Here is a 24,265-nt window from a genome sequence, read left to right on the forward strand (position 1 = left end):
ATCCCGAGCAGCTGCTCGTTCAGGGCAGAGCCGGCACAGGGTCAGCCCCTCGGGGCGAACCCGATCAGTGCAGGTCCGAGACCACGAGGTGTGACCAGCTCTGCCCCGCCGATCAACGCGGGGGAGCGAAAGGAACCCATCACTCGTGACTGACGTCCAGAACGGCGCCGCTGCGCCGTCCACGCCCGAACTCACCGCCATGCGCCTGCCCCAGCTGCAGGCCCTCGCCTCGTCGCTGGGCATCAGCGGCATCTCGAAGCTGCGCAAGGGCGACCTCGTCGCCGCCATCGCGGCGAAGCAGGGCGAGGGGGCCGCCGTCGAGGTCGCCCCCCAGCCGACGCTCGACGGGGTCGTCGACGCCGGCGTCCCGGCCTCGGTCGAGACCGCTGTCGCCGAGGGCGCCGAGGCTCCCGTGGTCGAGGCGGCCACCGAGCCCGCCGAGGCACCGACCCGCGCCCGCCGCGGCTCGCGTCGTGCCACGTCCGCGGCCGGGGCTCCCGAGTCCCGTGCCGCCGGCGCGCACGTCAACGCCGGCGAGACCGGTGTCACCCCTCTCGTCGAGGTTCCCGCCACCGAAGCCGCCACCGTCGAGGCCACCGCCGCCGAGCAGACTCCGACCGAGCAGGCCCCGACCGAGCAGGTCGTCGCCTCCGAGCGCCCGTCCCGCCGTCGCGGCTCGCGCCGCGCCTCCGACGCGTCCGTCGCCGCCGACGCCGCGCAGCCCGGCGCGTCGGTCGAGGCCCCGGCCGCCGACGAGTCGGCGTCCGCCGAGACGGCCCCGACCGCGTCCACCGACGAGGTCGGCTCCGGCCCGCAGGGCGAGACCGACCAGCAGGCGTCCGACCCGGCCCAGTCCGAGCAGCAGAACGGCGACCAGCAGAACGGTGGCCAGCAGGGTGGTGGCCGTCGGAGCCGCAACCGCAACCGTGGCAAGGGTGGTCAGCAGCAGGCCCAGGCCGACCAGAACGGTGGCCAGCAGAACGGTGGCCAGCAGAACGGCGCTCAGAAGGCCGACGCCCCGCAGAACGGCCAGCAGCAGCAGAACGGCCAGCAGCGCGGCGACCAGCAGCAGAACGGCCAGCAGCGCAGCGAGCAGCAGCGCGCCGACCAGAAGGCCGAGCAGCAGGCCCAGCGTGAGGCCGGCGAGAAGAACGACGCCGCCCGCGGTGAGCAGTCCGGCAACGGCCCCCAGTCCGGCGGCCAGAACGACGAAGGCGGCCGACAGGGCCGTGGTCGTCAGCGTGACCGCAAGCGTGGCCGTGGTGGCCAGAACGACGACGTCGAGCCCGAGATCGGCGAGGACGACGTCCTCATCCCCGTCGCGGGCATCCTCGACGTCCTCGAGAACTACGCCTTCGTGCGCACCACGGGCTACCTGCCCGGTGCGAGCGACGTCTACGTCTCGCTCGGCCAGGTCAAGAAGTACCACCTGCGCAAGGGCGACGCGGTCGTCGGTGCCATCCGTCAGCCCCGCGAGGGCGACCAGGGCCAGGGGCGCCAGAAGTACAACGCGATCGTCCGGATCGACTCGATCAACGGCCAGCCCGTCGACGAGGCGGCCAAGCGCGTCGAGTTCAACAAGCTGACCCCGCTCTACCCGCAAGAGCGCCTCCGTCTCGAGACCGAGCCCCAGAAGCTCTCGACCCGCATCATTGACCTCGTGTCACCGATCGGCAAGGGGCAGCGCGGTCTCATCGTCTCGCCGCCGAAGGCGGGCAAGACCCTCGTGCTGCAGTCGATCGCCAACGCCATCGCGATCAACAACCCCGAGGTGCACCTCATGGTCGTGCTCGTGGACGAGCGCCCCGAAGAGGTCACCGACATGCAGCGCACGGTCAAGGGCGAGGTCATCGCCTCGACCTTCGACCGTCCCGCCGAGGACCACACCACGGTCGCCGAGCTGGCCATCGAGCGCGCCAAGCGCCTCGTCGAGCTGGGCCACGACGTCGTCGTGCTGCTCGACTCGATCACGCGTCTCGGCCGTGCGTACAACCTGGCCGCACCCGCGTCGGGCCGCATCCTCTCGGGTGGCGTCGACTCGTCGGCCCTGTACCCGCCGAAGCGCTTCTTCGGCGCGGCGCGCAACATCGAGAACGGTGGCTCGCTGACCATCCTCGCGACCGCTCTCGTCGAGACCGGTTCGAAGATGGACGAGGTCATCTTCGAGGAGTTCAAGGGCACCGGCAACATGGAGCTCCGCCTGTCGCGCCACCTGGCCGACAAGCGCATCTTCCCCGCCGTCGACGTCAACGCCTCGGGCACCCGTCGTGAAGAGATGCTGCTCAGCCCCGACGAGGTCAAGATCACCTGGCGCCTGCGCCGGGCCCTGGCCGGACTCGACCAGCAGCAGGCCCTCGAGATCGTCCTGCGCAACCTGCGCGAGACGCAGTCGAACGTCGAGTTCCTCGTCCAGGTCCAGAAGTCGGTCCCCGCCTCGAACGGACACGACTCCGGCCACAAGGAGCACTGAGCGTGTTCGAGTCGGTGGCCGTGCTGCTGGCCGAGCACGACGACCTGCAGACGCAGCTCAGCGATCCGGCCGTCCACGCCGACGCCGCTCGCGCCAAGAAGATCAACCGCCGCTACGCCGAGCTCAGCCGCATCGTGGCTGCCCACTCGGCGTGGCAGCAGGCGGCTGAAGACCTCGAGGCCGCGCGCGAACTCGCGAAAGAGGACGAGGCGTTCGCCGACGAGGTGCCCGGCCTCGAGCAGGCGCTCGACGAGTCCCAGGAACGCTTGCGGCGCCTCCTGATCCCGCGCGACCCGGACGACGGGCGCGACGTGATCATGGAGATCAAGGGCGGCGAGGGCGGGGCCGAGAGCGCCCTGTTCGCTGCCGACCTGCTGCGCATGTACCTGCACTACGCCGAGTCGAAGGGCTGGAAGTCCGAGATGATCGCGAGCGACGACTCCGACCTCGGCGGCTACAAGAACGTGCAGGTCGCGCTCAAGTCGAACGCGTCCGACCCCTCGCAGGGCGTCTGGGCGCACCTCAAGTACGAGGGCGGCGTGCACCGCGTGCAGCGGGTGCCGGCGACCGAGTCGCAGGGGCGGATCCACACCTCGACCACGGGCGTGCTCGTGTTCCCCGAGGTCGACGAGCCCGAAGAGGTCGACATCAACCAGAACGATCTCAAGATCGACGTCTACCGGTCGAGCGGCCCCGGCGGCCAGTCGGTCAACACGACCGACTCCGCCGTCCGCATCACCCACCTGCCCACGGGCATCGTGGTCGCGATGCAGAACGAGAAGAGCCAGCTGCAGAACCGCGAGGCCGGCATGCGCGTCCTGCGGGCCCGCATCCTGGCCCGTCAGCAAGAAGAGCAGGCGGCCATCGCGTCGGACGCCCGCAAGAGCCAGATCCGGGGCATGGACCGGTCGGAGCGCATCCGCACCTACAACTTCCCCGAGAACCGCATCGCCGACCACCGCACCGGCTACAAGGCGTACAACCTCGACGCGGTCATGGACGGTGCGCTCGGCCCGGTGGTCGACTCGTGCATCCAGGCCGACGAAGAGGCCCGTCTCGCCGAGATCGGCGACACCGCGTCGTGACCGACGCGATCGCCACGGCCTTCGACGGCGTGACGACGGTCGACGCCGCCCTCCGGGTCGCGTCGGCCGTCCTCGCCGACGCCGGTGTGCCGTCGCCTGACGTCGACGCCGAACTCCTGCTCGCGCACGTCACGGGCCTGGCCAGGGGAGTCGTCCGGGCGAGGGCCGTCACGGCGGCGCCGATGACGACGGACGAGCAGGAGGCGCTGGTCGCCGCGATCACGCGCCGCGCCTCCCGCGAGCCCCTGCAGCACATCACGGGGCGCGCGTCCTTCCGGCACCTCGAGCTGCACGTGGGTCCCGGCGTCTTCGTCCCGCGGCCCGAGACCGAGGGCGTCGCCCAGCTGGCGATCGACGCCCTCCGCGCCGTGCCGGACGCGTCGCCCGTCGCCGTCGACCTCGGGACCGGCAGCGGAGCCCTCGCGTTGGCGATGGCCTCCGAGGTGCCGACGGCCACGGTCGTCGCCGTCGAGCTGTCTCCCGAGGCGGCCGTGTGGACCCGTCGCAACATCGCCGCGGTGGGGGTCGACAACGTGCGCCTCGTCGAGGGCGACCTCGCCGACGCCCTTCCCGAACTCGACGGCACGGTCTCGGTCGTGGTCTCGAACCCGCCGTACGTGCCCGTCGGCATGATCCCGCGCGACCCCGAGGTGCGCCTTCACGATCCTGCCCTCGCCCTGTACGGCGGCGAGGACGGCCTCGACCTCGTCCGGGCGTTGTCCCTCACCGCCCGGCGGCTGCTGCTCCCCGGGGGAGCGCTCGTCATCGAGCACGGCGAGCTCCAAGGAGGCGCGATCCGCGACCTCCTGACGGCCGACGGATGGCGCTCCCCGGCCACGCATCCCGACCTCACCGGTCGCGACCGGGCCACGACCGCGGTGCGCTGACCGGGTTCTCCCGGTCCGTCGCACTATCATCGTCAGGTCATGGCCACTTTTCACGACTGCTCCGTCGACTCCGAACTGCTCGCCGGCATGCGCATGGCGCGTGGTGCCATCGGTCGAGGCGAACTCGTCGTCCTGCCGACCGACACGGTCTACGGCGTCGCGGCCGACGCGTTCGACCCGAACGCCGTCCAGCGCCTGCTCGACGCCAAGGGCCGTGGCCGTCAGTCGCCGCCTCCCGTGTTGATCAAGGGGCAAGAGACCCTCGCCGCGCTCACCGACCGGGTGCCCGAGGTCGTCCGTCCGCTGCTCGACGAGTTCTGGCCCGGCCCGCTCACGGTGATCTTCCGTGCGCAGGCGTCGCTCAGCTGGGACCTCGGCGAGACGCGCGGCACCGTCGCCCTGCGCGTGCCGAGCCACCGCATCGCCCTCGAGCTGCTCGAAGAGACCGGCCCGCTCGCGGTGTCGAGCGCAAACCTCACCGGCCGGCCCGCTGCCGAGTCGGCGGGCGACGCGCGTCGCATGCTCGGCGACTCGGTGTCGGTCTACCTCGACGACGGCCCCGCGGGCACGTCGTACGAACACCGGGCCGGCGCCAATACGGGGTCGACCATCGTCGACGCCACGGGGGGTGCCGACGGGGTGCTGCGCATCGTGCGTCACGGTGTCCTGTCCGACGCCGACATCATCCGCGTCGTCGGGGTCGACGCACTCGCGTGAGGTACTACCTCCTCGCGCTGGCGATCTCGGCCGCGGTCAGCTTCGTGCTGTCCGTCGTCGTCTGGCGGGTGGGTCTCAAGTACCGCCTGTATCCCAAGATCCGCGAGCGTGACGTCCACCAGACGCCGACGCCACGACTCGGGGGCATCGCGATGTGGGCCGGCATCGTGGTCGCATTGCTCGCGGCGTGGTTCGTCTTCCCCCTGATCTCGGGAGTCGACTACTTCCGTCTCGTGTTCGCCGACGCGGGGCCTCCGTTGGCCATCATCGGCGCCGCCACGATCATCGTTGTCATCGGAGTCGTCGACGACCTGTACGACCTCGACTGGATGACCAAGCTGGCGGGTCAGATCATCGCCGCCGGCGTCCTCGCGTGGCAGGGCGTCCAACTCGTCTCGCTGCCCATCGGGGGCAGCCTGGCCATCGGCTCGCCGTACATGTCCCTCGTGCTCACGGTGCTGACGATCGTCCTCGTGATGAACGCCGTGAACTTCATCGACGGTCTCGACGGCCTCGTGGCCGGGGTCGCCATCATCGCCAACGGCGTCTTCTTCGTCTACAGCTTCGTCATCTCGATCACCATCGGCCAGACCGAGTACTTCAACCTCGCGGCCCTGCTCTCGGCCGTGCTGATCGGGGCTTGTCTCGGCTTCCTACCGCTGAACTGGCATCCGGCCAAGCTCTTCATGGGCGACGCGGGTGCGCTGCTCACCGGTCTCGTCATGGCGACGAGCGCGATCTCGGTCACCGGGCAGATCGACCCGGCCGGGATCTCCCGGACGGCCCTCCTTCCGGCCTTCATCCCGATCATCCTGCCGTTCGCGATCCTCGTCGTGCCGTTGCTCGACTTCGGCCTGGCCGTCCTCCGGAGACTGAGCGCCGGCAAGTCCCCGTTCACCGCCGACCGCAAGCACCTGCACCACCGCCTGCTCGACATGGGGCACTCCCACTTCCAAGCCGTCCTGATCTTCTACGCCTGGACGATCGTGGCGGCCGTCGGGGGTCTCATGTTCCTCTTCGTCAAGCCGACCTATCTGGTCGCCGTGTTCCTCGGCGTCGGGTTGGTCGCCTGCACCGCTGCAACCTTGTCGCCGCTCAGCCGCCGCAAGAAGGTCGAGATCGCCGTCCAGACGACCCGCACGGACGAACTCTCGACGACGGAGTCCGACCGGTTCGACCCGCTCGACGCCGCCGCGGACGTCCTCGATCCGCACGACACCGACACCGCGGCCAAGGCCGTGGTGCCCGAACTGACGAACCCGAAGGACCACCCATGAACGCCAGCTCGATCTTCACCCAGATCCTGAAGTACACGGGCGTGCTCGCCCTCGTCATCGCCGTGGTCGGAGGGGGGCTCGGTTTCCTCTTCGCCGGCACCGACGGCCTGTGGAGCGCCCTCGTCGGGGTGGGGCTCGCGATCCTCTTCGCGGCGATCACGGCCGCGAGCATGCTGGTGGCCATCCGGTTCACGCTCGGGGCGTTCTTCGGCATCGTGATGGGTGCCTGGCTGCTCAAGCTCGTCATCTTCATCGTGTTGCTCGTCGTGCTGCGCGACCAGCCGTTCGTGAACGACGTGGTGCTCTTCCTGGCTCTCGTCGTCTCGATCATCGGCACCCTCGCGGTCGACGCCCTCGTGGTCGTCCGGGGGCGACTGGCGTACGTGAGCGACGCCACGCTGCCCCCTGCTCCCCAGGACTGACGGCCATGCGTGCAGACGGTGAAAATACCTCGACCGATTCGTGGAAGCAAGCATTACCTTGATAGGGTTGGCGACGTTCCCCGGCCGCGTCTCCAGCGTGCACGGATGACAAACCCCACCAATCGTCGCGACACTTCAGGGTGCTCGCCCCGACACAGGAGATAGCGCTGATAGCGAACGCTGTGAACCTGCTCTCCGCTGCCGAAGCCGGCCACGGGGACGGGGGATTCCACGCCCCGACTCTTGACGAGTTCTTCCCTCCCGCCATCTTCTTCGAGGGCACTCCCTTCGAGCTGAACCGCATCATGCTGGTCCGCCTCTTCGCGATCGCCGTCATGTTGCTGCTGTTCTGGCTGGCCCTGCGCAAGGGACGGCTCATCCCGTCCCGTGGGCAGAGCATCGCAGAGCTGGGCCTCGACTTCGTCCGCATCCAGATCGTCGAGGAGATCCTCGGCGAGAAGCTCGGACGCAAATACCTGCCGCTGCTGGCGGCGATGTTCTTCGGCATCTTCGCCATGAACATCACGGGCATCATCCCGGGTCTCAACATCGCGGGCACCTCGGTGATCGCCATGCCGCTGCTGCTGGCGGTCGTGGCCTACATCATGTTCATCTATGCGGGCTTCCGTGAGGCCGGCGGCGCGACGTTCTTGCGCAACGCCCTCTTCCCGCCCGGTGTGCCGTGGGTCATGTACATCCTGTTGACGCCCATCGAGTTCATCAACATCTTCATCGTGCGGCCGATCTCGCTGGCCCTTCGACTCCTCCTGAACATGATGGTCGGCCACCTCTTGCTGGTGCTCTGCTTCGCGGCGACGCACTTCTTCTTCTTCAGCATGAGCGGGGGCTTCATGGCCTTCGGTGCTCTCACCCTCATCGGTGGCTTCGTGATGACCATCGTCGAGATGGCCGTCGCCGTGCTGCAGGCCTACGTCTTCACGCTCCTCGCCTCGGTCTACATCCAACAGGCCGCGGCGAAAGAACACTAAATACAGACGACGCACGTCATCCGACGTGCATCGCCCAACCGGAAGGAAACACAAGTGGACACCACCACGATCCTCGCTGAGATCAACGGCAACATCGCGACCGTCGGCTACGGCCTCGCTGCGATCGGCCCCGGCATCGGTATCGGCATCGTCGCGGGCAAGACCGTCGAGGCCATGGCTCGCCAGCCCGAGCTGGCCGGCCGCCTGCAGGTCACGATGTTCCTCGGCATCGCGTTCACCGAGCTGCTGGGCTTCATCGGCCTCGCCGCCGGCTTCATCTTCTCCTGATCAGTTAGGACGACACACCGATGATCGAGACGATCCTCGCGGCCGAGGGTGGTGCGCCCGAAGGCGCCGCCATCTTCTTCCCCGCTGGTTACGACATCCTCTGGTCCTTGGTCGTCTTCGTGGTCATCGCCGCGTTCTTCGGGCTCTTCGCGATCCCCAAGTTCCGCAGGATCCTCGACGAGCGTGCCGAGCGCATCGAAGGCGGCATCAAGCACGCCGAGGCCGCACAGGCCGAGGCTGCCAAGGCCCTCGACGAATACAAGAAGCAGCTGGCCGACGCTCGTGCCGAGGCCGCTCGCATCCGTGAGGCTGCGCGCGCCGAGGGCAACGAGATCATCGCCGAGCTCAAGCAGCAGGCGCAGGCCGATGCCGACCGCATCACCGCCTCCGCCCACGCGCAGATCGAGGCCGAGCGCCAGGCCGCCGTGGCCTCGCTCCGGTCCGAAGTCGGCTCGTTGGCGATCGACCTCGCGTCGGGTGTCATCGGTGAGTCGCTCAGCGACGACGCCAAGGCCTCGGCCGTGGTCGACCGATTCCTCGCCGACCTCGAGGCGGACGAGAACGCTAAGGCGGGCAACTGACGATGGGTTCCATGTCCCGAGAAGCACTCGGTTCGGCGCGGTCGGTCCTCTCCGACCTCGGCGGTTCCGTCGACCTGACGACGGGTGAGCAACTGCTCGACGCCGGCCGGGTCATCGGCGGCTCCGTTCAGCTGCAGTCGTACCTCGCCGACCCCGCCGTCGACGTCACGACGAAGAAGCAGCTGCTCGACCGGCTCTTCGGGTCGTTCTCCGAGTCGACACGAGCGGTGCTCGTGTCGGTCGTCGGCAGCCGCTGGTCGTCGTCCGACGATCTGCTCGCCGGCATCGAAGAGGTCGCCTTCCGGGCGATCGCGTCGACCACCCCGGCCGACAGCAGCATCGAGAACGAGTTGTTCGCCTTCGACGCCGCCGTCCGCACCGACGCGCAGCTCGAGCTGGCCATCGGCTCCAAGCTGGGCGACCCGGACGCCAAGGCAGCCCTGGTCGGGCGTCTGCTCGGAGGCAAGGCCAGCCCTCAGACGATCGCCATCGCCATGCACCTGGTGCGACAGCCTCGTGGTCGTCGCATCGGCGAGTTGTTGCGTCACGCGGCCGACGTCGTCGCCGACCAGTCCGACCAGCTCGTCGCCACCGTCACGAGCGCCGTTCGCCTCGGTGACGCCCACGTCACACGACTGCAGCACGGTTTGGCCAAGCAGTTCGGGCGTAGCCTGCGCATCAACCAGGTCATCGATCCCGCCGTCGTCGGCGGTCTCCGGGTCCAGGTGGGCGACGAGGTGATCGACGGCACCGTCGCGACCAAGCTCAGCCTGCTCCGCCTGCAGCTCGCCGGCTAGTCACGCTCTCACACACAGACTCGAGGCCTCCCGAAGCCTCGCTACGAATAGGAATCACAATGGCAGACATCAAGATCAGCCCGGATGAGATTCGCGACGCGCTGAAGGACTTCGTCTCGTCGTACGACCCTTCGAAGGCCTCGACCACCGAGGTCGGCCACGTCACGGACGCAGCTGACGGCATCGCCCACGTCGAGGGGCTCCCCGGCGTCATGGCCAACGAGCTCATCCGCTTCGCGGACGGCACGCAGGGCCTGGCCCAGAACCTCGACGAAGACGAGATCGGCGCCATCGTGCTCGGCGAGTTCTCCGGCATCGAAGAGGGCATGGAGGTCACCCGCACGGGTGAGGTCCTGTCCGTCCCCGTCGGCGACGGCTACCTGGGTCGCGTCGTCGACCCGCTGGGTGCTCCCATCGACGGTCTCGGCGACATCGCCACCGAAGGTCGCCGCGCCCTCGAGCTCCAGGCTCCCGGCGTCATGCAGCGCAAGTCGGTCCACGAGCCCATGCAGACCGGCATCAAGGCGATCGACGCCATGATCCCCGTCGGACGGGGCCAGCGTCAGCTCATCATCGGCGACCGCCAGACCGGCAAGACGGCCATCGCGATCGACACGATCATCAACCAGAAGGCCAACTGGGAGTCCGGCGACGAGAACAAGCAGGTCCGCTGCATCTACGTCGCCATCGGCCAGAAGGGCTCGACGATCGCCTCGGTCAAGGGTGCGCTCGAAGAGGCCGGAGCCATGGAGTACACGACGATCGTCGCCGCTCCCGCCTCGGACCCCGCCGGCTTCAAGTACCTCGCCCCGTACACCGGTTCGGCCATCGGCCAGCACTGGATGTACAGCGGCAAGCACGTCCTCATCATCTTCGACGACCTGTCGAAGCAGGCCGAGGCCTACCGTGCCGTCTCGCTCCTCCTGCGCCGTCCGCCGGGACGCGAGGCCTACCCGGGTGACGTCTTCTACCTGCACTCGCGTCTCCTCGAGCGTTGCGCGAAGCTGTCCGACGAGCTGGGCGCCGGTTCCATGACGGGTCTGCCCATCATCGAGACCAAGGCCAACGACGTGTCGGCTTACATCCCGACCAACGTCATCTCGATCACCGACGGTCAGATCTTCCTGCAGTCCGACCTCTTCAACGCCAACCAGCGTCCCGCGGTCGACGTGGGCATCTCGGTGTCGCGCGTCGGCGGTGACGCCCAGGTCAAGTCGATCAAGAAGGTCTCGGGCACCCTGAAGCTCGAGCTCGCCCAGTACCGCTCGCTCGAGGCCTTCGCGATGTTCGCGTCCGACCTCGACGCGGCGAGCCGCCGTCAGCTCGCACGTGGTGCTCGCCTGACCGAGCTCCTCAAGCAGCCGCAGTACTCGCCGTACCCGGTCGAGGACCAGGTCGTCTCGATCTGGGCCGGTACCAACGGCAAGCTCGACGAGGTCCCCGTGCCCGACATCCTGCGCTTCGAGCGGGAGCTGCTCGACTACATGGGTCGCAACACGTCCGTGTTGTCCGATCTCCGTGAGAAGAACGTCCTGACGGACGAGATCGTCGCAGCTCTCGAAAGCGGCATCGACTCGTTCAAGCAGGAGTTCCAGACCGGTGAGGGCAAGCCCCTCGCTTCGGTGGGACGCGAAGAGTTCAAGGCCACCGACGCCGACGACGTCAACCAGGAGAAGATCGTCAAGACGAAGCGCTGACGCGCCCGTTCGACGTTCACGACTGACGAGACAACAGGAGAGTAATGGGAGCCCAACTCCGGGTCTACCGGCAGAGGATCCGCTCTGCGCAGACGACCAAGAAGGTCACTCGCGCGATGGAGCTCATCTCGGCCTCGCGCATCCAGAAGGCGCAAGCCCGGATGAAGGCCTCCGGGCCGTACTCACGGGCCATCACGCGTGCGGTGTCGGCCGTGGCGACGTTCTCGGACGTCGACCACGTGTTGACCACCGAGCCCGAGACGGTCGAGCGTGCCGCGATCGTCGTGTTCACGTCGGATCGCGGTCTCAACGGCGCGTTCAGCTCGAACACGCTGAAAGAGAGCGAGCAGCTCGCACAACTGCTGCGGAGCCAGGGCAAAGAGGTCGTCTACTACCTCGTGGGTCGCAAGGCCCAGGGGTACTTCGCCTTCCGACGTCGTGATGCCGAGCAGGTGTGGACCGGCAACACCGACCAGCCCGAGTTCGCCACGGCGAAAGAGATCGGCGACGCGGTCGTGTCCAAGTTCCTCACCGAGGCGGCCGAGGGCGGCGTGGACGAGATCCACATCGTCTACAACCGCTTCGTGAACATGGTCAGCCAGGTCCCCGAGGTCGTCCGTCTGCTTCCTCTCGAGGTCGTCGAGGGAATCGAAGAGCCTGGCGAGGACGAGGTCCTGCCGCTGTACGACTTCGAGCCCGACCCGACCGAGGTCCTCGACGCCTTGTTGCCGGTCTACATCGAGAGCCGCATCTTCAACGCCATGCTGCAGTCGGCCGCTTCCGAGCACGCCGCCCGTCAGAAGGCCATGAAGGCTGCCAGCGACAATGCCGACACCCTCATCCGCGACTTCACCCGCCTGGCCAACAACGCGCGCCAGGCCGAGATCACGCAGCAGATCTCCGAGATCGTGGGCGGCGCAGACGCCCTCGGGTCGGCCAAGTAGAGCTCTGCACCACAGCATCATCATCCGAAGAGAGAGAAGCCATGACTGACACCGCAACCGCACCGGTCGCGACCGAGTCGGCTCCCGGCGTCGGGCGCATCGCCCGGGTCACGGGCCCCGTCGTCGACATCGAGTTCCCGCATGATGCCATCCCCGGCGTCTACAACGCGCTGACCACCAAGATCACCATCGGTGACACGACCACGCAGATCACGCTCGAGGTCGCCCAGCACCTCGGCGACGACCTCGTCCGTGCCATCGCCCTCAAGCCCACCGACGGCATCGTCCGCGGGCAAGAGGTCATCGACACAGGCGCCCCCATCTCCGTGCCCGTCGGTGACGTCACCAAGGGCAAGGTCTTCAGCGTCACGGGCGAGATCCTCAACCTCGAGGGTGACGAGACCGTCGAGATCACGGAGCGTTGGCCGATCCACCGCAAGCCCCCGAAGTTCGACCAGCTCGAGTCGAAGACTCAGCTGTTCGAGACGGGCATCAAGTCCATCGACCTCCTGACGCCTTACGTGCAGGGTGGCAAGATCGGCCTCTTCGGTGGTGCGGGCGTCGGCAAGACCGTCCTGATCCAAGAGATGATCCAGCGTGTCGCCCAGGACCACGGTGGTGTCTCGGTGTTCGCCGGCGTCGGCGAGCGTACCCGCGAGGGCAACGACCTCATCGCCGAGATGGACGAGGCGGGCGTGTTCGACAAGACCGCCTTGGTCTTCGGCCAGATGGACGAGCCGCCGGGAACCCGTCTCCGCGTCGCGCTCTCGGCCCTCACCATGGCCGAGTACTTCCGTGACGTGCAGAAGCAGGACGTGCTGCTCTTCATCGACAACATCTTCCGCTTCACGCAGGCCGGTTCCGAGGTCTCGACCCTTCTCGGTCGCATGCCCTCGGCCGTGGGCTACCAGCCCAACCTCGCCGACGAGATGGGTGTCCTCCAGGAGCGCATCACCTCGACGCGTGGTCACTCGATCACCTCGCTGCAGGCGATCTACGTGCCGGCCGACGACTACACCGACCCGGCCCCCGCGACGACCTTCGCGCACCTCGACGCGACCACCGAGCTGTCGCGCGAGATCGCGTCGCAGGGTCTCTACCCCGCGATCGACCCGCTGACCTCGACCAGTCGCATCCTCGACCCCCGTTACCTGGGCCAGGCGCACTACGACACGGCCATCCGGGTCAAGGCCATCCTGCAGAAGAACAAAGAGCTGCAAGAGATCATCGCCATCCTCGGTGTCGACGAGCTGTCCGAAGAGGACAAGATCACGGTGTCGCGTGCCCGTCGCATCCAGCAGTTCCTCTCGCAGAACACCTACATGGCGAAGAAGTTCACCGGTGTCGAGGGTTCGACCGTCCCGCTGAAGGACACCATCGAGTCCTTCACCGCGATCGCCGACGGCGAGTTCGACCACGTCGCCACGCAGGCCTTCTTCAACGTCGGTTCCATCTCGGACGTCGAAGAGAAGTGGGCTCAGATCCAGAAGGAGAACGGCTGATCGTGGCTGCTCTCACTGTCAGCGTCGTCTCGGCCGACCACGAGGTGTGGTCGGGCGAGGCGTCGTCGATCGTCGCTCGCACCGCCGAGGGTGAGATCGGGATCCTTCCCGGTCACGAGCCGATCCTCGCCATCCTGGCCTCAGGCCAGGTCAGGGTCCGGTTGTCCGACGGCACCACCGTCGAGGCGACCGCCGATGACGGCTTCCTCTCCGTCGAGAACGACACCGTGACGGTCGTCGCGCGCAACGCGCAGCTCAACTGATCACCAGTCGCCTGCACCACCGAGTTCCATGCTGTTCCTGCTGCCCCCGTCCGAGACCAAACTCGACGGGGGCAGCGTCGGTTCACGGCTCGACGTGACGGCACTGTCGTTCGACGAACTCGAGGGCCCTCGCCGCGCCTCCTTGGCTCTGCTCGACGAGATGTCGGTCGACGTCTCGGCGGCCGCGGTCGCCCTCAAGCTCGGCCCCACCCAGGCTCACGAGGTCGTACGCAACCAGCAAGTGACGTTGTCGCCGACGATGCCGGCTCTGGCGCGCTACACGGGTGTGCTCTTCGATCCCCTCGGCGTGGCACTGCTCGGTGCCGACGCATGGAGCTGGGCGCACCGACACGTGGTGGTGCACTCGGCCCTGTTCGGGCTGCTCCGGGCCGGTGACGAGATCCCGGCCTACCGGCTGTCGCACGATTCCAAGGTGCCTCGCACTTCGTTGAAGAAACTCTGGCGCAGCCCGGTGTCCGAGGTGCTGGCCGGCGTCGACGAACTCGTCGTCGATCTGCGATCGGAGGGATACGTCGGACTCGGGCCGACAGGTCCCCGATCGACGTACGTCCGGGTCGTCTCGGACGCGGGCGACCGACGTCGGGCCCTCAACCACTTCAACAAGAAGAGCAAGGGGTTGTTCGTCCGGGCACTCCTGACGGATCGCCCCGAATTGTCCGACCTCGACGACCTGACGCACTGGGCCCGCGGTCGGGGCTTCGTGCTCGAGCCGGGGGACGAGACCGTTCTCGTGGCCGAGTCGGTCCTCGAGGCCTCGGCCTGATCGTCGGCCGAACGACCTGTCGACGTCCCCGGCTCAGTCGAGGGGCACAGGACCGTCTCGGAACGCTATGCCCTCGTGCCGGAGGAGCCATTTCTTCGTGTCGACCCCCGCACCGACGGTGTAGCCGGTGACGCCGCCCGTCCGACCGAGCACACGGTGGCAGGGGACGAGCAAGGGCAGCGGGTTGGCCGCGACGGCTCCGCCGACGGCTCGCCCGGCCCGAGGATTGCCGAAGGTCCCGCCGAGCCGTCCGTAGGTGGTGGCCCGTCCCCATTCGACCTCGAGCAGCGCGGACCAGACCGAGCGCTGGAAGCTCGAACCGACCAGGCGGAACGGGAGGTCGAAGCGGGTGCGCACCCCCTCGAAGTAGCCGTCGACCTGTCGTCGGGCGGCGTCGAGCAGACTGTCGGGCCGTTCGGGTTGATCGTCGTGGGGCAGCACACCGTCGCGCTCGATCGCCAGGCCCTCGACGGCGAAGTGCCGGCTGACGATCTCGATGCGTCCGACGGGGGAGTCGAGCCGGACCAGTCCCGGCGGTTCGTCGTCGCCGGCTCGGCCGGGCGGCAGCGGGGGCACGAGGACGAGGTCGGTCATGGCGTCACGCTAGGGCCGGGGTCCGGCCCGGATGAGGGTGCACGGCGCCGATGTGCATCGATGGCACCCCGCCGAGCATGGGGAGGAGACGTCGTGCGGCGCCACGCCGACGCGGCGTGCGTCTCGCCGCGCGCTAGCGTGGAGGTCGTGGTCGCCGACGCGCGCCACGGCCCCGGTGAGAGGAACGAGATGTCCGCCGCACAGTCACCAGACCCGTGGCACGAACGCCATGGGATCGACGACACGGTCGTCGGCCGTCGCGCCCGCCCCTCGGGCGCCGCGGACGCAGACGACACGGTCCTCCGGGCGTCCCCGACGGTGACCGCGGCGAGGGGCAGGGTGCAGAACCCGTCCGCCCGTCCCGCACCGCGCCTCCACGGGGTGAGGGTCGCCGGCCAGGACCTGCTGCTCGACGCGCCCGTCGTGGTCGGGCGCCGGCCCGCCGGGCCGCGCGTCGGGTCGGGGCCCGCCCCACGCCTGGTGACCGTCCCGTCCCCCCGCCACGAGGTCTCGGGCGCCCACGTCGACGTGCGCCAGCAAGGAGGCATCGTCGTGATCACCGACCTGCGGTCGACGAACGGGACCCGGGTGACCGAGCCGGGACGCGTTCCCGTGGTTCTCCGGCAAGGCGAGTCGCTCGTCGCGCGTGCAGGCACGATAGTGGACGTAGGTGACGGGAACCTTCTCGAGATCCTGCCTCCCCAGCGCATCATCCCGACGAAAGAACCCCTCCTGTGACCGAGCTCGGCCGCCCCACGACCGCCCACGCCCTCGGCCTCGACGGCCCGGGGCTCACCTTCGACTGGGCAGGGGTGACCGACGTCGGTCGGCGCCGCGCCCACAACGAGGACAGCTACCTCGCCGAGGCCCCGCTCTTCGTGGTGGCGGACGGCATGGGCGGGCACAGCGCCGGCGATGTCGCCAGCGACGCGGTCGTGCGCCGCATGAGCGAGATCGCGTCCCGGCCGTTCGCCACGACGGACGACGTCGAGACGGCCCTGCGCGTCGCCACCGAGGACATCGCCGTCGCGGCGGCCGACACCGAGCTCGGGGTCGGCACGACGGCCACCGGGGCGTTCCTCTCCCGCGAAGCAGACGGTGCCGAGGTCGACTTCACGGTCTTCAACGTGGGTGACTCGCGCGTGTACATGTTCGAGGACGGTCGTCTGCGCCAGGTCACCGTCGACCACTCCGTCGTCCAGGAGATGGTCGACGCCGGGCTCCTGCACGCGGACGACGCCGAGAAGCACCCCGACAGCAACGTCATCACCCGGGCGGTCGGCTTCGACGTCGACCCGCGACCGGACTACTGGCGGGTCCCCGCCCGACCCGGCCTGCGCCTCCTCGTCTGCTCGGACGGCCTCACCAAAGAGCTGTCGGCGGACCGGATCGCCGAGGTGCTGGGAGGTGTCGAGGGTGCCGAGCCGGCGGCGACGGCCCTCGTCGAGGCCGCCGTCGAGGCGGGCGGGCGCGACAACGTGACGGCCCTCGTCGTGGACGTCCGGGGCGTCGAGACACCGGACGCCGACTAGGCGCGACACGCACCGGCGGACGGCCCGGCCCCCGAAGTGGGGGGACGCGGCCTGTCCACAGGGGGGCCCGCGGGCCTCTCGGGCGTCAGGGGCCCCCGCGTAGAATGGCTGCGGTCGGACCGACGCCGACCGGCTCCACCCAGCCGACCCGGCATCGATCCCCCAGAGGAGGCGACGTGGCTCGACGACTGCCTTCGGCGCCCCCCGTGCTGCCGGGCTTCTCGCACGTGCGCGTGCTGGGGTCGGGCGGCTTCGCCGACGTGTTCCTCTACGAACAGAACATGCCACGCCGGCAGGTCGCGGTGAAGGTCATGCTCAGCGAGGTCGTGAACGACCAGGTCCGGCAGATGTTCCAGGCCGAGGCCAACCTCATGGCCCAGCTCAGCGCCCACCCGTCGATCCTCACGGTGTTCCAGGCCAGCGTCTCGGCCGACGGTCGTCCCTACCTGGTGATGGAACTCTGCTCGTCGTCGCTGAGCGAGCGGTACCGGCGCGACCGGATCCCGGTCGCGGACGTCCTGCGCATCGGCGTCAAGATCGGCAGCGCGGTCGAGACGGCCCACCGGCAGGGCGTCCTCCACCGCGACCTCAAACCGTCGAACATCCTCATGACGGCTTACGGCCATCCCGTGCTGTCCGACTTCGGCATCGCCGCGTCACTCAGCGAGAGCGAGCCGCAAGAGGTCGTCGGCATGTCGATCCCGTGGTCGGCGCCCGAGGTGTTGCTCGACGAGACGAACGGCACGATCGAGTCCGAGGTGTGGTCGCTCGGCGCGACGGTGTACTCGTTGCTCGCGGGTCGCAGCCCGTTCGAGGTCCTCGGCGGGGACAAGAACGGCGCCTCCGACCTGATCGGCCGCATCGACAAGGCCAAGCTCGTGCCCACCGGTCGGACGGACGTCCCGCCCACGCTCGAGCGGCTGCTCGCGAGGTCCATGTCGCGTCGTCCCGAGAACCGCCAGGCCAGCGTCCTCGAGTTCGTGCGCGAGCTGCAGCAGGTCGAGAGCGAGATCGGCGTCGTGCAGACGCCCATCGAGGTGGCCGTCGACGACTGGGCCCTCGCGACCGTGGCAGACCTCGAGGACAAGACGCGCCTCCGAGGAGTGACCCCCGTGCAGGCCTCCCGGCGTCGTCGCCGACGTCTGGCGACCGAGGCCCAGGTCCAGGCGCAGCACGGCGGTTCGCTGCAACAGAGCCGCGCGGTTCCCCGCAGCACGGGAACGCGCCCGGCGCGACGTCGATCCGTGCTCGTCATGACCTGGGCCCTCGTGGCGGTGTCCGTCGTGGGCATCGGCCTGGCGGCCGCGGCGACGCTCGTGCTGGTCCGCTCGACGTCGACCGACATCCCCCGGGTGGCCGACGTCGCGTCGTCGAGCGACGGGTCCTCGGTGGTCTTCACCTGGAGCGACCCGGGACTCCGGGCAGGTGACACCTACGTCATCTCGACCGGCGAGCAGACGAGCCAGCAGTCCGCCGACCGGTTCGTCGCCACCCCCGCCGACCCGGGTGACGAGGTCTGCATCACCGTCACCGTGAGCCGCGGTGGGGCGACCGGCCCGGCGAGCAACGAGAACTGCGCGACGGCGGGTCAGGGCTGATGGGGCGGCTGCTCGACTGGGCTGCCCGTCGCCGATCCGCCGTGGTCACCGGCGTCGGAGTGGTCGTGGTGGCCACGCTCGTGACGACGATCGCCGTGGCCAGCGACGGCTACGAGGCCCAGCGCGTGGACCTGTCCGACGGCACGGTCTGGGTGGCCAACGGTGAACGGTCCGCGATCGGCCGGGCCAACACCGACGTCCTGCAGCTGAACTCCGCCGTGCGCAGCACCGGTGCCGACGTGTCGGTCGTGCAGCGCGGGCAGGACGTCCTCCTCGTCGACCGCAGCAACGCCACCGTCGGCCTCGTCGACACCGCGACGGCCGAGGTCGCCGAGAGCGTCCCGCTGCCCCCGGAGTCACCCGACGTGTCGATCGCGGGCGACCGGGCGCTCGTCGTCTCGCAGGGCACGGGCGAGGTGTGGAGCCAACCGCTCTCCGACCTGTCGTCCTTCAGCAACGAGGTCGACCCCGACCTCAGCCTCGGCAAGGGACTCGTCACCAGCGTCACGGCCGACGGCACCGTGGCCGCCTACTCGACCGACACCGGCCAGGTGTCGCTCTTCGACGGCACGGTGTCACCCGACGTCACCGAGACGCACGACGTGCCGGCCTCGTCGTCCGCCGGGTACCAGGTGGCCTCCGTGGGCAGCCACTGGGCCGTGCTCGACACCGTCACGGGAGCCCTGGTCGTCGACGGACGGCAGGTCGACCTGTCCGACCGGGCCTCCGGTGGACTCGCCCTGCAGGCCGGGTCCGACACGGGCGACGAGGTCCTGGTCGCCACGTCCACCGGCCTCCTGTCCGTGTCGATCGACTCGTCGCGGGTCACCGAGGTCGTCGGCGGACGCGAGGGCAAGCCCGCACGACCCGTGGTCGTCGGCGACTGCCGTCTCGCCGCCTGGGCGGGCGGCTCGGCGTGGAGCGACTGCGCATCGGCCCGCGGGGGAGTCCTCGACCTCGACCAGGTCGCCGGAGGCGCGGACCTCGTCTTCGACGTCAACGCACGTCGGGTCGTGCTGAACGACCCGGCGACGGGGCGGTCGTGGGCCGTCCAGCGTTCCGGCCAGCTGATCGACAACTGGTCCGACCTCTTCCAAGAGGACCGCGACCAGGAGGAGCAGCAGGAGAACGACGACGAGCAACCGCCCGAGCTCGATCTCGACCAGAAACCACCGGTCGCCGTGGACGACGCGTTCGGTGCACGACCGGGTCGGGCGAGCACCGTGCCCGTCCTGCTCAACGACTACGACCCGAACGGCGACCCGCTCGTCATCGACGACGTGTCGGCTCTCGACGACTCCGTCGGCCGGCTCGACCTCGTCAACGATCGGCAGCAGGTGCTGCTCACCCTGGCCGACTCGACTTCGGGCACCTTCACGTTCGACTACACGATCTCCGACGGGCGGGGCGGCCAGGCGAGTGCGACGGTCGCCGTCACCGTGCGACAACCCTCCGAGAACTCGCCGCCGCAGCAGGCGCGCAGGACGACCGCCTCGGTGTCGTCGTCGGGGCGCGTCACCACCTCGGTGCTGGGCGACTGGATCGACCCCGACGGCGACGCCTTCTACCTGACCTCGGCGGGTGGGGTGGCCGGGGTGTCGTACAAGCCGTCCGGGGACGTCGTCTACCAGGACGCCGGTGCGGGCGAGACGACCGTGGACGTCCCGTTGACGGTCTCGGACGGCCGCGACGAGGGGCGGGGGGCGCTCTCGATCGGTGTGATGGGGGCGGGCCAGGTGCCGCTCGAGGCCCTGCCGTTCTCACAACAGGCCTACGCGGGCCAGCAGCTGACCGTGCGACCGCTGACCTACGCACGGGGCGGTACGGGCACGATCAAGCTGAACAGCGTCCCGACGAAGGACGGCGTCACCGTCACGCCGAACTACGAACAGGGCACGTTCCGGTTCCTCAGCGACGCGCCGGGGACCCACCTCCTCGAGTACACCGTGACGGACGGCGACCAGACGGCGACCGGCATGGTCCGGGTGGACGTCCAGTCGCCTCCGGACGCGGGCACACCCCCGATCACGACACCCAAGACGATCTTCGTCGAGACGCTGGGCACGCAGACGCTCGACGTCGTGGCGACCGATCGCGACCCGGCCAACAACGTCCTCATGCTCACGGCGACCGACGTCGTACCCGCGTCGTCGGGCATCAGGGTCGAGACAATCGACCAGCGCTACGCCCGCATCACGCTCGCGGCTCCGCTCGACGACGGGCCGGTCACCTTCGGCTACACCGTCAGCAACGGCCTCGCCTCGGCCACCGGCACGGTGACGGTGGTCGAGATCCCGCGCCGGGCGATCACCCAGCCCCCGATCGCGACCGACGACCAGGTGACCGTCCGGGTGGGGGACTCGATCGACATCGACGTCCTCGCGAACGACGAACAGCCCGACGGCGACGAGCTGACGCTGGTGCCACGACTCGAGAGCGACGTCCCGGCAGGCAGCGGGTTGCTGTTCGCGTCGGGCAACCGTCTGCGGTACCTGGCCCCGTCCACCCCGGGCAACGTCACGGCGACCTACACCGTCGAGGGCCCGGACGGGCAGCGAGCGTCCGCCCAGGTCGCCATCGCGGTCCGCGAGGTCGACGCCGGCAGCAACGCGGCCCCCGCGCCCCAGTCGGTGACGGCGCGCGTCGTCGCCGGCGAGACGGTCCGCGTCGGCGTCCCCCTCGACGGGATCGATCCCGACGGCGACTCGGTCCAGCTGCTCGGAGTGGGCACGAACCCCGAGAAGGGCAGCGTGTCGACCGTCGGCACCGACTACGTCGAGTACCAGGCCAACGCCAGTTCGGCGGGCACCGACAGCTTCACGTACACGGTCGTCGACGGGTTGGGTGCCCGGGCCACCGGCACGGTCCGCGTGGGCATCTCGACCCGCGCCGACGGGTCGCGCAACCCGATCGCCGTCGCGGACGCGGTGACGATGCGACCAGGGGGCTCCATCACGGTCCGGGTGCTCGACAACGACTCCGACCCCGACGGGGGCGCGTTGTCGGTCGACGCGGTCGAGCCGAACGGCGAGGGCATCGTCGCCGAGGTCGTCTCGGGGACGATGGTGTCGGTGACGCCCCCCGAGACACCGGGCACGTACGGCCTCGTCTACACCGTGTCCAACGAGCGCGGCGGCCAGAGCTCGACCTTCGTCACCGTGACGGTCGATCCGGACGCGCCGCTGAACTACCCCCTCGCCGACGACACGGTGCTCGGTCTCAGCGACATCGCCGGTCGGCAGACCGTGACGGTCAACCCGCTCACGAACGTGTTCTTCTCGGACGGCAGCACGTCCCGACTCGACCTCGGACTGGCGCCGGGCTTCGGCTCGACCGCCGAGGTGACACCGAACTCGCGCGTGACCGTCCGCATCACCGACTCGAGCCAGATCATCCCGTTCTCCGTCTCGAGGAAGGACGACCCGGGCATCCGCGCCTACGCGTTCATCGTCGTGCCCGGTTTCGACGACGCCCTCCCACAGATCGACCGGACCGTCCGTCCGATCACGGTCGAGAGCGAGAAGGCCGTCACGATCGACCTCGACCGCTACGTCATCTCCGCCGGTACCAACGGTGTCCGACTGACCGACCCCGGAACCGTCCGGGCGACGAACTCGAACGGTGACGATCTCGTCGTCGACGACACGACCCTCCGCTTCACGTCGGCCGACCTGTTCTCGGGCACAGCCTCGATCTCGTTCCAGGTGACCGACGGCCGCTCGGCCGACGACCCGGACGGACGGACGGCGTCGCTCGTGCTGCCCATCACGGTGACGTCGCGAGAGAACCAACCGCCCGTCTTCAACGGAACGTCGATCGACCTCGAACCGGGCCAGTCCCGCACGCTCGACCTCGCCAGGCTCACCACGTATCCCTATCCGGACGACGTCGACGAGCTCAGCTACTCGGTCGAGCAGAGCGGTGCGGCGGGCTTCGGCTTCGACCTGTCGGGGTCGAAACTCACGGTGTCGGCAGACGCGGGCACCGCCAAGGGGACGAGCAGGTCCCTGCCCGTCGCCGTCAGCGACGCACTCAATCCGGGCCGGAGCGGTGCCGTCACCCTGTCGGTGGTGGGATCGACCCGACCGCTCGCCCAGCCGGCGGCCGACCGTGCCGTCGTCAAGCGCGGAGCATCGACCACGGTCGACGTGCTGCAGAACGACCAGGCGACGAACCCCTTCCCCGGCCAGGCCCTCCGGGTGGTGGCGATCCGGGGACTGAACGGGTCGTCCGTCCCGGCGGGTGTCTCCATCACGCCGAGCGGTGACAACCGCAGTCTCGCCGTCTCGGTCGCGGCCTCCGCCGCCCCGGGCGACACCAACCTCCAGTACCAGGTGGCCGACGTCACGAACGACCCCGACCGCTCCGTGTGGGGCACCGTCACGATCAGCGTGCAGGACGTTCCGAACGCCCCCAACGCACCGGTCCGATCGGGCACCTTCAAGGGGGGACAGCTCACCCTCAGCTACACGGCGCCCGCGGCCAACAACTCGCCGCTGACCGGCTACCGTCTGGCCGGCACCGGCTCGTCCGGTGGTTCGTACGCCAAGGACTGCGGGCTGGCCACCGTGTGCACCCTGACCGACCTCGACCCCGAGCAGACCTTCCGGTTCTCCGTGACCGCGGTCAACGGCATCGGAGAGTCGGCGGCCAGCGCCTCGAGCGACCCGTACAGCGCCGACTACGTGCCCGCGGCGCCGACCGGGGTGAGGGTCGTGCCGACCAGTACCGCCGGTGAACTCCAGATCTCCTGGAACGCCGTCCCCAAGCCGAGCCCCGGCACCGCCGTCGCGGGCTACACGGTGGAGGCCACCGGCCAGAACGCACCTGCACGACGTGACACGACCTCGACGGCGATGGTCATCGGCGGGCTCGTCCCGGGGCAGCCTTACACGTTCCGGGTCTTCGCCCGGAACGCCGCCCAGGTCAGCAGCGACACCGACTGGGCGCGGAGCGACGTCGCGCAGGCCTCCGCTTTCGGTCCTCCCGGTCAGACGGCCCCGAACGCGGTGGTCCAGGCCGACGGTTCGATCAGGGTCTCGTGGTCGGACGCGTCGCCGGCCGGGTCCGCACCGGTCACCTATTCCCTCTGGCGAAGCGAAGGCAACGTCGCGGGTACGGACTGTTCCCCGTCGCGGACGAGACTGTCCTCGAACGCGTCCAGCCCCACGGACGACAAGACGGCCGAGAACGGCAAGCGGTACACGTACTTCGTCCATGCCGACAACACCGTCTTCTGCTCCGCCTCGGCGACGTCCGTCTCCAGCCTGCCGGGGAAGGCACGAGGAACGGTCACCGTCGCGAACAGCGGACAGGACCGGTTCGACGTGCGGGTGACGGATCTCTCCGTCGAGGGTGACGCCGACGGTGTCTTCTTCCAGGCGAAGTTCGGTGACAAGGACTGGGTGACTCCCTCGGCGGACGGTTACGTGACGTCACTCGCCGACTCGTCCGTCTACGGGCGCAACGCGTCGGTCGTCATCCGAGCCTGCCGGGCGACGAGCTGTTCCAACCAGAACTCGGATGCGAGTGCCGGCGTCACCCCGCTCCAGACCGTCGGGGAGATCACCTCGTGCCAGCCGGCAGGAAGGCTGAACACCAACGATCCTCGGAACACCGGCGGCAGCACCTCCACCACGTTCGAGATCCAGTACAACGTGCCGATCCTCGGCATCACCAGCTGGCGGAACGCTTCGTCCGACGACCCGACGGCCGTTCCTGAAGGCGCTCAGCAGGCCCGGATCAAGGCGACGGTCGTCCCGGCGAGCGGCGATCCGCAGACTGCCGCGGGCTGGGTCACGGCAAACTGTGGCTGACGCCGCGACTCCCTCCCTCGAG

20 protein-coding genes are annotated in these 24,265 nt (G+C 69.2%); 19 read left to right on the plus strand and 1 reads right to left on the minus strand.

Annotated elements, in window-relative coordinates; genetic code table 11:
• The first annotated feature begins 145 nt into the window (after positions 1-145).
• From rho to ASG28_RS03805, 15 genes are all read left to right on the plus strand, one after another.
• Positions 146-2,470: a transcription termination factor Rho gene (rho, locus tag ASG28_RS03735; RefSeq protein ID WP_055972148.1), complete on the plus strand. Its 2,325-nt coding sequence runs from the start codon at positions 146-148 to the stop codon at positions 2,468-2,470.
• A 2-nt stretch (positions 2,471-2,472) separates the two neighbouring features.
• On the plus strand, positions 2,473-3,555 hold the full coding sequence (gene prfA, locus ASG28_RS03740) for a peptide chain release factor 1 (protein ID WP_055972151.1): 1,083 nt from the start codon (positions 2,473-2,475) through the stop codon (positions 3,553-3,555).
• Positions 3,552-4,442 carry a peptide chain release factor N(5)-glutamine methyltransferase gene (gene prmC, locus ASG28_RS03745; RefSeq protein WP_235477515.1) on the plus strand — a complete coding sequence of 297 codons (891 nt, stop codon included), beginning with the start codon at positions 3,552-3,554 and terminating at the stop codon, positions 4,440-4,442. Before prfA ends, prmC begins: the two co-directional genes overlap by 4 nt.
• Positions 4,443-4,481: 39 nt before the next feature.
• On the plus strand, positions 4,482-5,159 hold the full coding sequence (locus ASG28_RS03750; protein WP_055972154.1) for an L-threonylcarbamoyladenylate synthase: 678 nt from the start codon (positions 4,482-4,484) through the stop codon (positions 5,157-5,159).
• Positions 5,156-6,436, plus strand: coding sequence for an MraY family glycosyltransferase (locus ASG28_RS03755; protein ID WP_055972157.1), 1,281 nt, complete (start codon positions 5,156-5,158; stop codon positions 6,434-6,436). Before ASG28_RS03750 ends, ASG28_RS03755 begins: the two co-directional genes overlap by 4 nt.
• Positions 6,433-6,858 (plus strand): hypothetical protein, encoded by a 426-nt coding sequence (locus ASG28_RS03760; protein WP_055972160.1) that lies wholly within the window; start codon positions 6,433-6,435, stop codon positions 6,856-6,858. Before ASG28_RS03755 ends, ASG28_RS03760 begins: the two co-directional genes overlap by 4 nt.
• A gap of 182 nt (positions 6,859-7,040) precedes the next feature.
• Positions 7,041-7,847 (plus strand): F0F1 ATP synthase subunit A, encoded by an 807-nt coding sequence (gene atpB / locus ASG28_RS03765; RefSeq protein ID WP_043594504.1) that lies wholly within the window; start codon positions 7,041-7,043, stop codon positions 7,845-7,847.
• 54 nt (positions 7,848-7,901) lie between these two features.
• The gene (gene atpE / locus ASG28_RS03770; protein WP_043594505.1) at positions 7,902-8,135 is read left to right on the plus strand and encodes an ATP synthase F0 subunit C; all 234 of its coding nucleotides are present in this window, start codon (positions 7,902-7,904) and stop codon (positions 8,133-8,135) included.
• Positions 8,136-8,155: 20 nt separating this feature from the next.
• The gene (locus tag ASG28_RS03775) at positions 8,156-8,716 is read left to right on the plus strand and encodes a F0F1 ATP synthase subunit B (protein WP_054145784.1); all 561 of its coding nucleotides are present in this window, start codon (positions 8,156-8,158) and stop codon (positions 8,714-8,716) included.
• Positions 8,717-8,718: 2 nt separating this feature from the next.
• Positions 8,719-9,513 carry a F0F1 ATP synthase subunit delta gene (locus tag ASG28_RS03780; protein WP_055972162.1) on the plus strand — a complete coding sequence of 265 codons (795 nt, stop codon included), beginning with the start codon at positions 8,719-8,721 and terminating at the stop codon, positions 9,511-9,513.
• A gap of 59 nt (positions 9,514-9,572) precedes the next feature.
• Positions 9,573-11,210, plus strand: coding sequence for a F0F1 ATP synthase subunit alpha (gene atpA, locus ASG28_RS03785; protein WP_055972164.1), 1,638 nt, complete (start codon positions 9,573-9,575; stop codon positions 11,208-11,210).
• 44 nt (positions 11,211-11,254) lie between these two features.
• Entirely contained in the window at positions 11,255-12,154 is a 900-nt protein-coding gene (locus ASG28_RS03790; protein WP_043594511.1) for a F0F1 ATP synthase subunit gamma, read from the plus strand.
• Between the two features lie 41 nt (positions 12,155-12,195).
• Entirely contained in the window at positions 12,196-13,656 is a 1,461-nt protein-coding gene (gene atpD, locus ASG28_RS03795) for a F0F1 ATP synthase subunit beta (protein WP_043594513.1), read from the plus strand.
• A gap of 2 nt (positions 13,657-13,658) precedes the next feature.
• Positions 13,659-13,919, plus strand: a complete 261-nt coding sequence (locus ASG28_RS03800; protein WP_043594515.1) for a F0F1 ATP synthase subunit epsilon — start codon at positions 13,659-13,661, stop codon at positions 13,917-13,919.
• 28 nt (positions 13,920-13,947) lie between these two features.
• Positions 13,948-14,703, plus strand: a complete 756-nt coding sequence (locus ASG28_RS03805; protein ID WP_055972165.1) for a YaaA family protein — start codon at positions 13,948-13,950, stop codon at positions 14,701-14,703.
• Positions 14,704-14,736: 33 nt separating this feature from the next.
• Here ASG28_RS03805 and ASG28_RS03810 read toward each other — a convergent pair whose 3' ends face one another.
• Positions 14,737-15,297, minus strand: a complete 561-nt coding sequence (locus tag ASG28_RS03810) for a methylated-DNA--[protein]-cysteine S-methyltransferase (RefSeq protein ID WP_082454339.1) — start codon at positions 15,295-15,297, stop codon at positions 14,737-14,739.
• Positions 15,298-15,486: 189 nt separating this feature from the next.
• Here ASG28_RS03810 and ASG28_RS17040 point away from each other — a divergent pair, with 189 nt between their 5' ends.
• The 4 genes from ASG28_RS17040 to ASG28_RS03830 all read left to right on the plus strand — a co-directional run bounded on the left by ASG28_RS17040 (position 15,487) and on the right by ASG28_RS03830 (position 24,243).
• Positions 15,487-16,035 carry an FHA domain-containing protein gene (locus ASG28_RS17040; RefSeq protein ID WP_326937855.1) on the plus strand — a complete coding sequence of 183 codons (549 nt, stop codon included), beginning with the start codon at positions 15,487-15,489 and terminating at the stop codon, positions 16,033-16,035.
• Positions 16,032-16,829 carry a PP2C family protein-serine/threonine phosphatase gene (locus tag ASG28_RS03820; RefSeq protein ID WP_055972171.1) on the plus strand — a complete coding sequence of 266 codons (798 nt, stop codon included), beginning with the start codon at positions 16,032-16,034 and terminating at the stop codon, positions 16,827-16,829. The genes ASG28_RS17040 and ASG28_RS03820 overlap by 4 nt, the downstream gene beginning before the upstream one ends.
• 176 nt (positions 16,830-17,005) lie before the next feature.
• Positions 17,006-18,427 (plus strand): serine/threonine-protein kinase, encoded by a 1,422-nt coding sequence (locus ASG28_RS03825; protein ID WP_055972174.1) that lies wholly within the window; start codon positions 17,006-17,008, stop codon positions 18,425-18,427.
• Complete coding sequence (locus ASG28_RS03830; RefSeq protein WP_055972177.1) at positions 18,427-24,243, plus strand: Ig-like domain-containing protein; 5,817 nt, start codon at positions 18,427-18,429, stop codon at positions 24,241-24,243. The genes ASG28_RS03825 and ASG28_RS03830 overlap by 1 nt, the downstream gene beginning before the upstream one ends.
• The last annotated feature ends 22 nt before the right edge of the window (positions 24,244-24,265 follow it).

It is taken from the genome of Frigoribacterium sp. Leaf415, assembly GCF_001424645.1.
GTDB lineage: Bacteria > Actinomycetota > Actinomycetes > Actinomycetales > Microbacteriaceae > Frigoribacterium.

Excerpts from the sequence above, each read along its gene's own strand:
- ASG28_RS03830 (WP_055972177.1), top strand. The coding sequence starts at position 18,427 with ATGGGGCGGCTGCTCGACTGGGCTGCCCGTCGCCGATCCGCCGTGGTC.
- ASG28_RS03750 (WP_055972154.1), top strand. The coding sequence starts at position 4,482 with ATGGCCACTTTTCACGACTGCTCCGTCGACTCCGAACTGCTCGCCGGC.
- ASG28_RS03805 (WP_055972165.1), top strand. The coding sequence starts at position 13,948 with ATGCTGTTCCTGCTGCCCCCGTCCGAGACCAAACTCGACGGGGGCAGC.
- ASG28_RS03775 (WP_054145784.1), top strand. The coding sequence starts at position 8,156 with ATGATCGAGACGATCCTCGCGGCCGAGGGTGGTGCGCCCGAAGGCGCC.
- ASG28_RS03810 (WP_082454339.1), bottom strand. The coding sequence starts at position 15,297 with ATGACCGACCTCGTCCTCGTGCCCCCGCTGCCGCCCGGCCGAGCCGGC.
- ASG28_RS17040 (WP_326937855.1), top strand. The coding sequence starts at position 15,487 with ATGTCCGCCGCACAGTCACCAGACCCGTGGCACGAACGCCATGGGATC.
- ASG28_RS03780 (WP_055972162.1), top strand. The coding sequence starts at position 8,719 with ATGGGTTCCATGTCCCGAGAAGCACTCGGTTCGGCGCGGTCGGTCCTC.
- atpA (WP_055972164.1), top strand. The coding sequence starts at position 9,573 with ATGGCAGACATCAAGATCAGCCCGGATGAGATTCGCGACGCGCTGAAG.
- ASG28_RS03790 (WP_043594511.1), top strand. The coding sequence starts at position 11,255 with ATGGGAGCCCAACTCCGGGTCTACCGGCAGAGGATCCGCTCTGCGCAG.
- ASG28_RS03760 (WP_055972160.1), top strand. The coding sequence starts at position 6,433 with ATGAACGCCAGCTCGATCTTCACCCAGATCCTGAAGTACACGGGCGTG.
- atpD (WP_043594513.1), top strand. The coding sequence starts at position 12,196 with ATGACTGACACCGCAACCGCACCGGTCGCGACCGAGTCGGCTCCCGGC.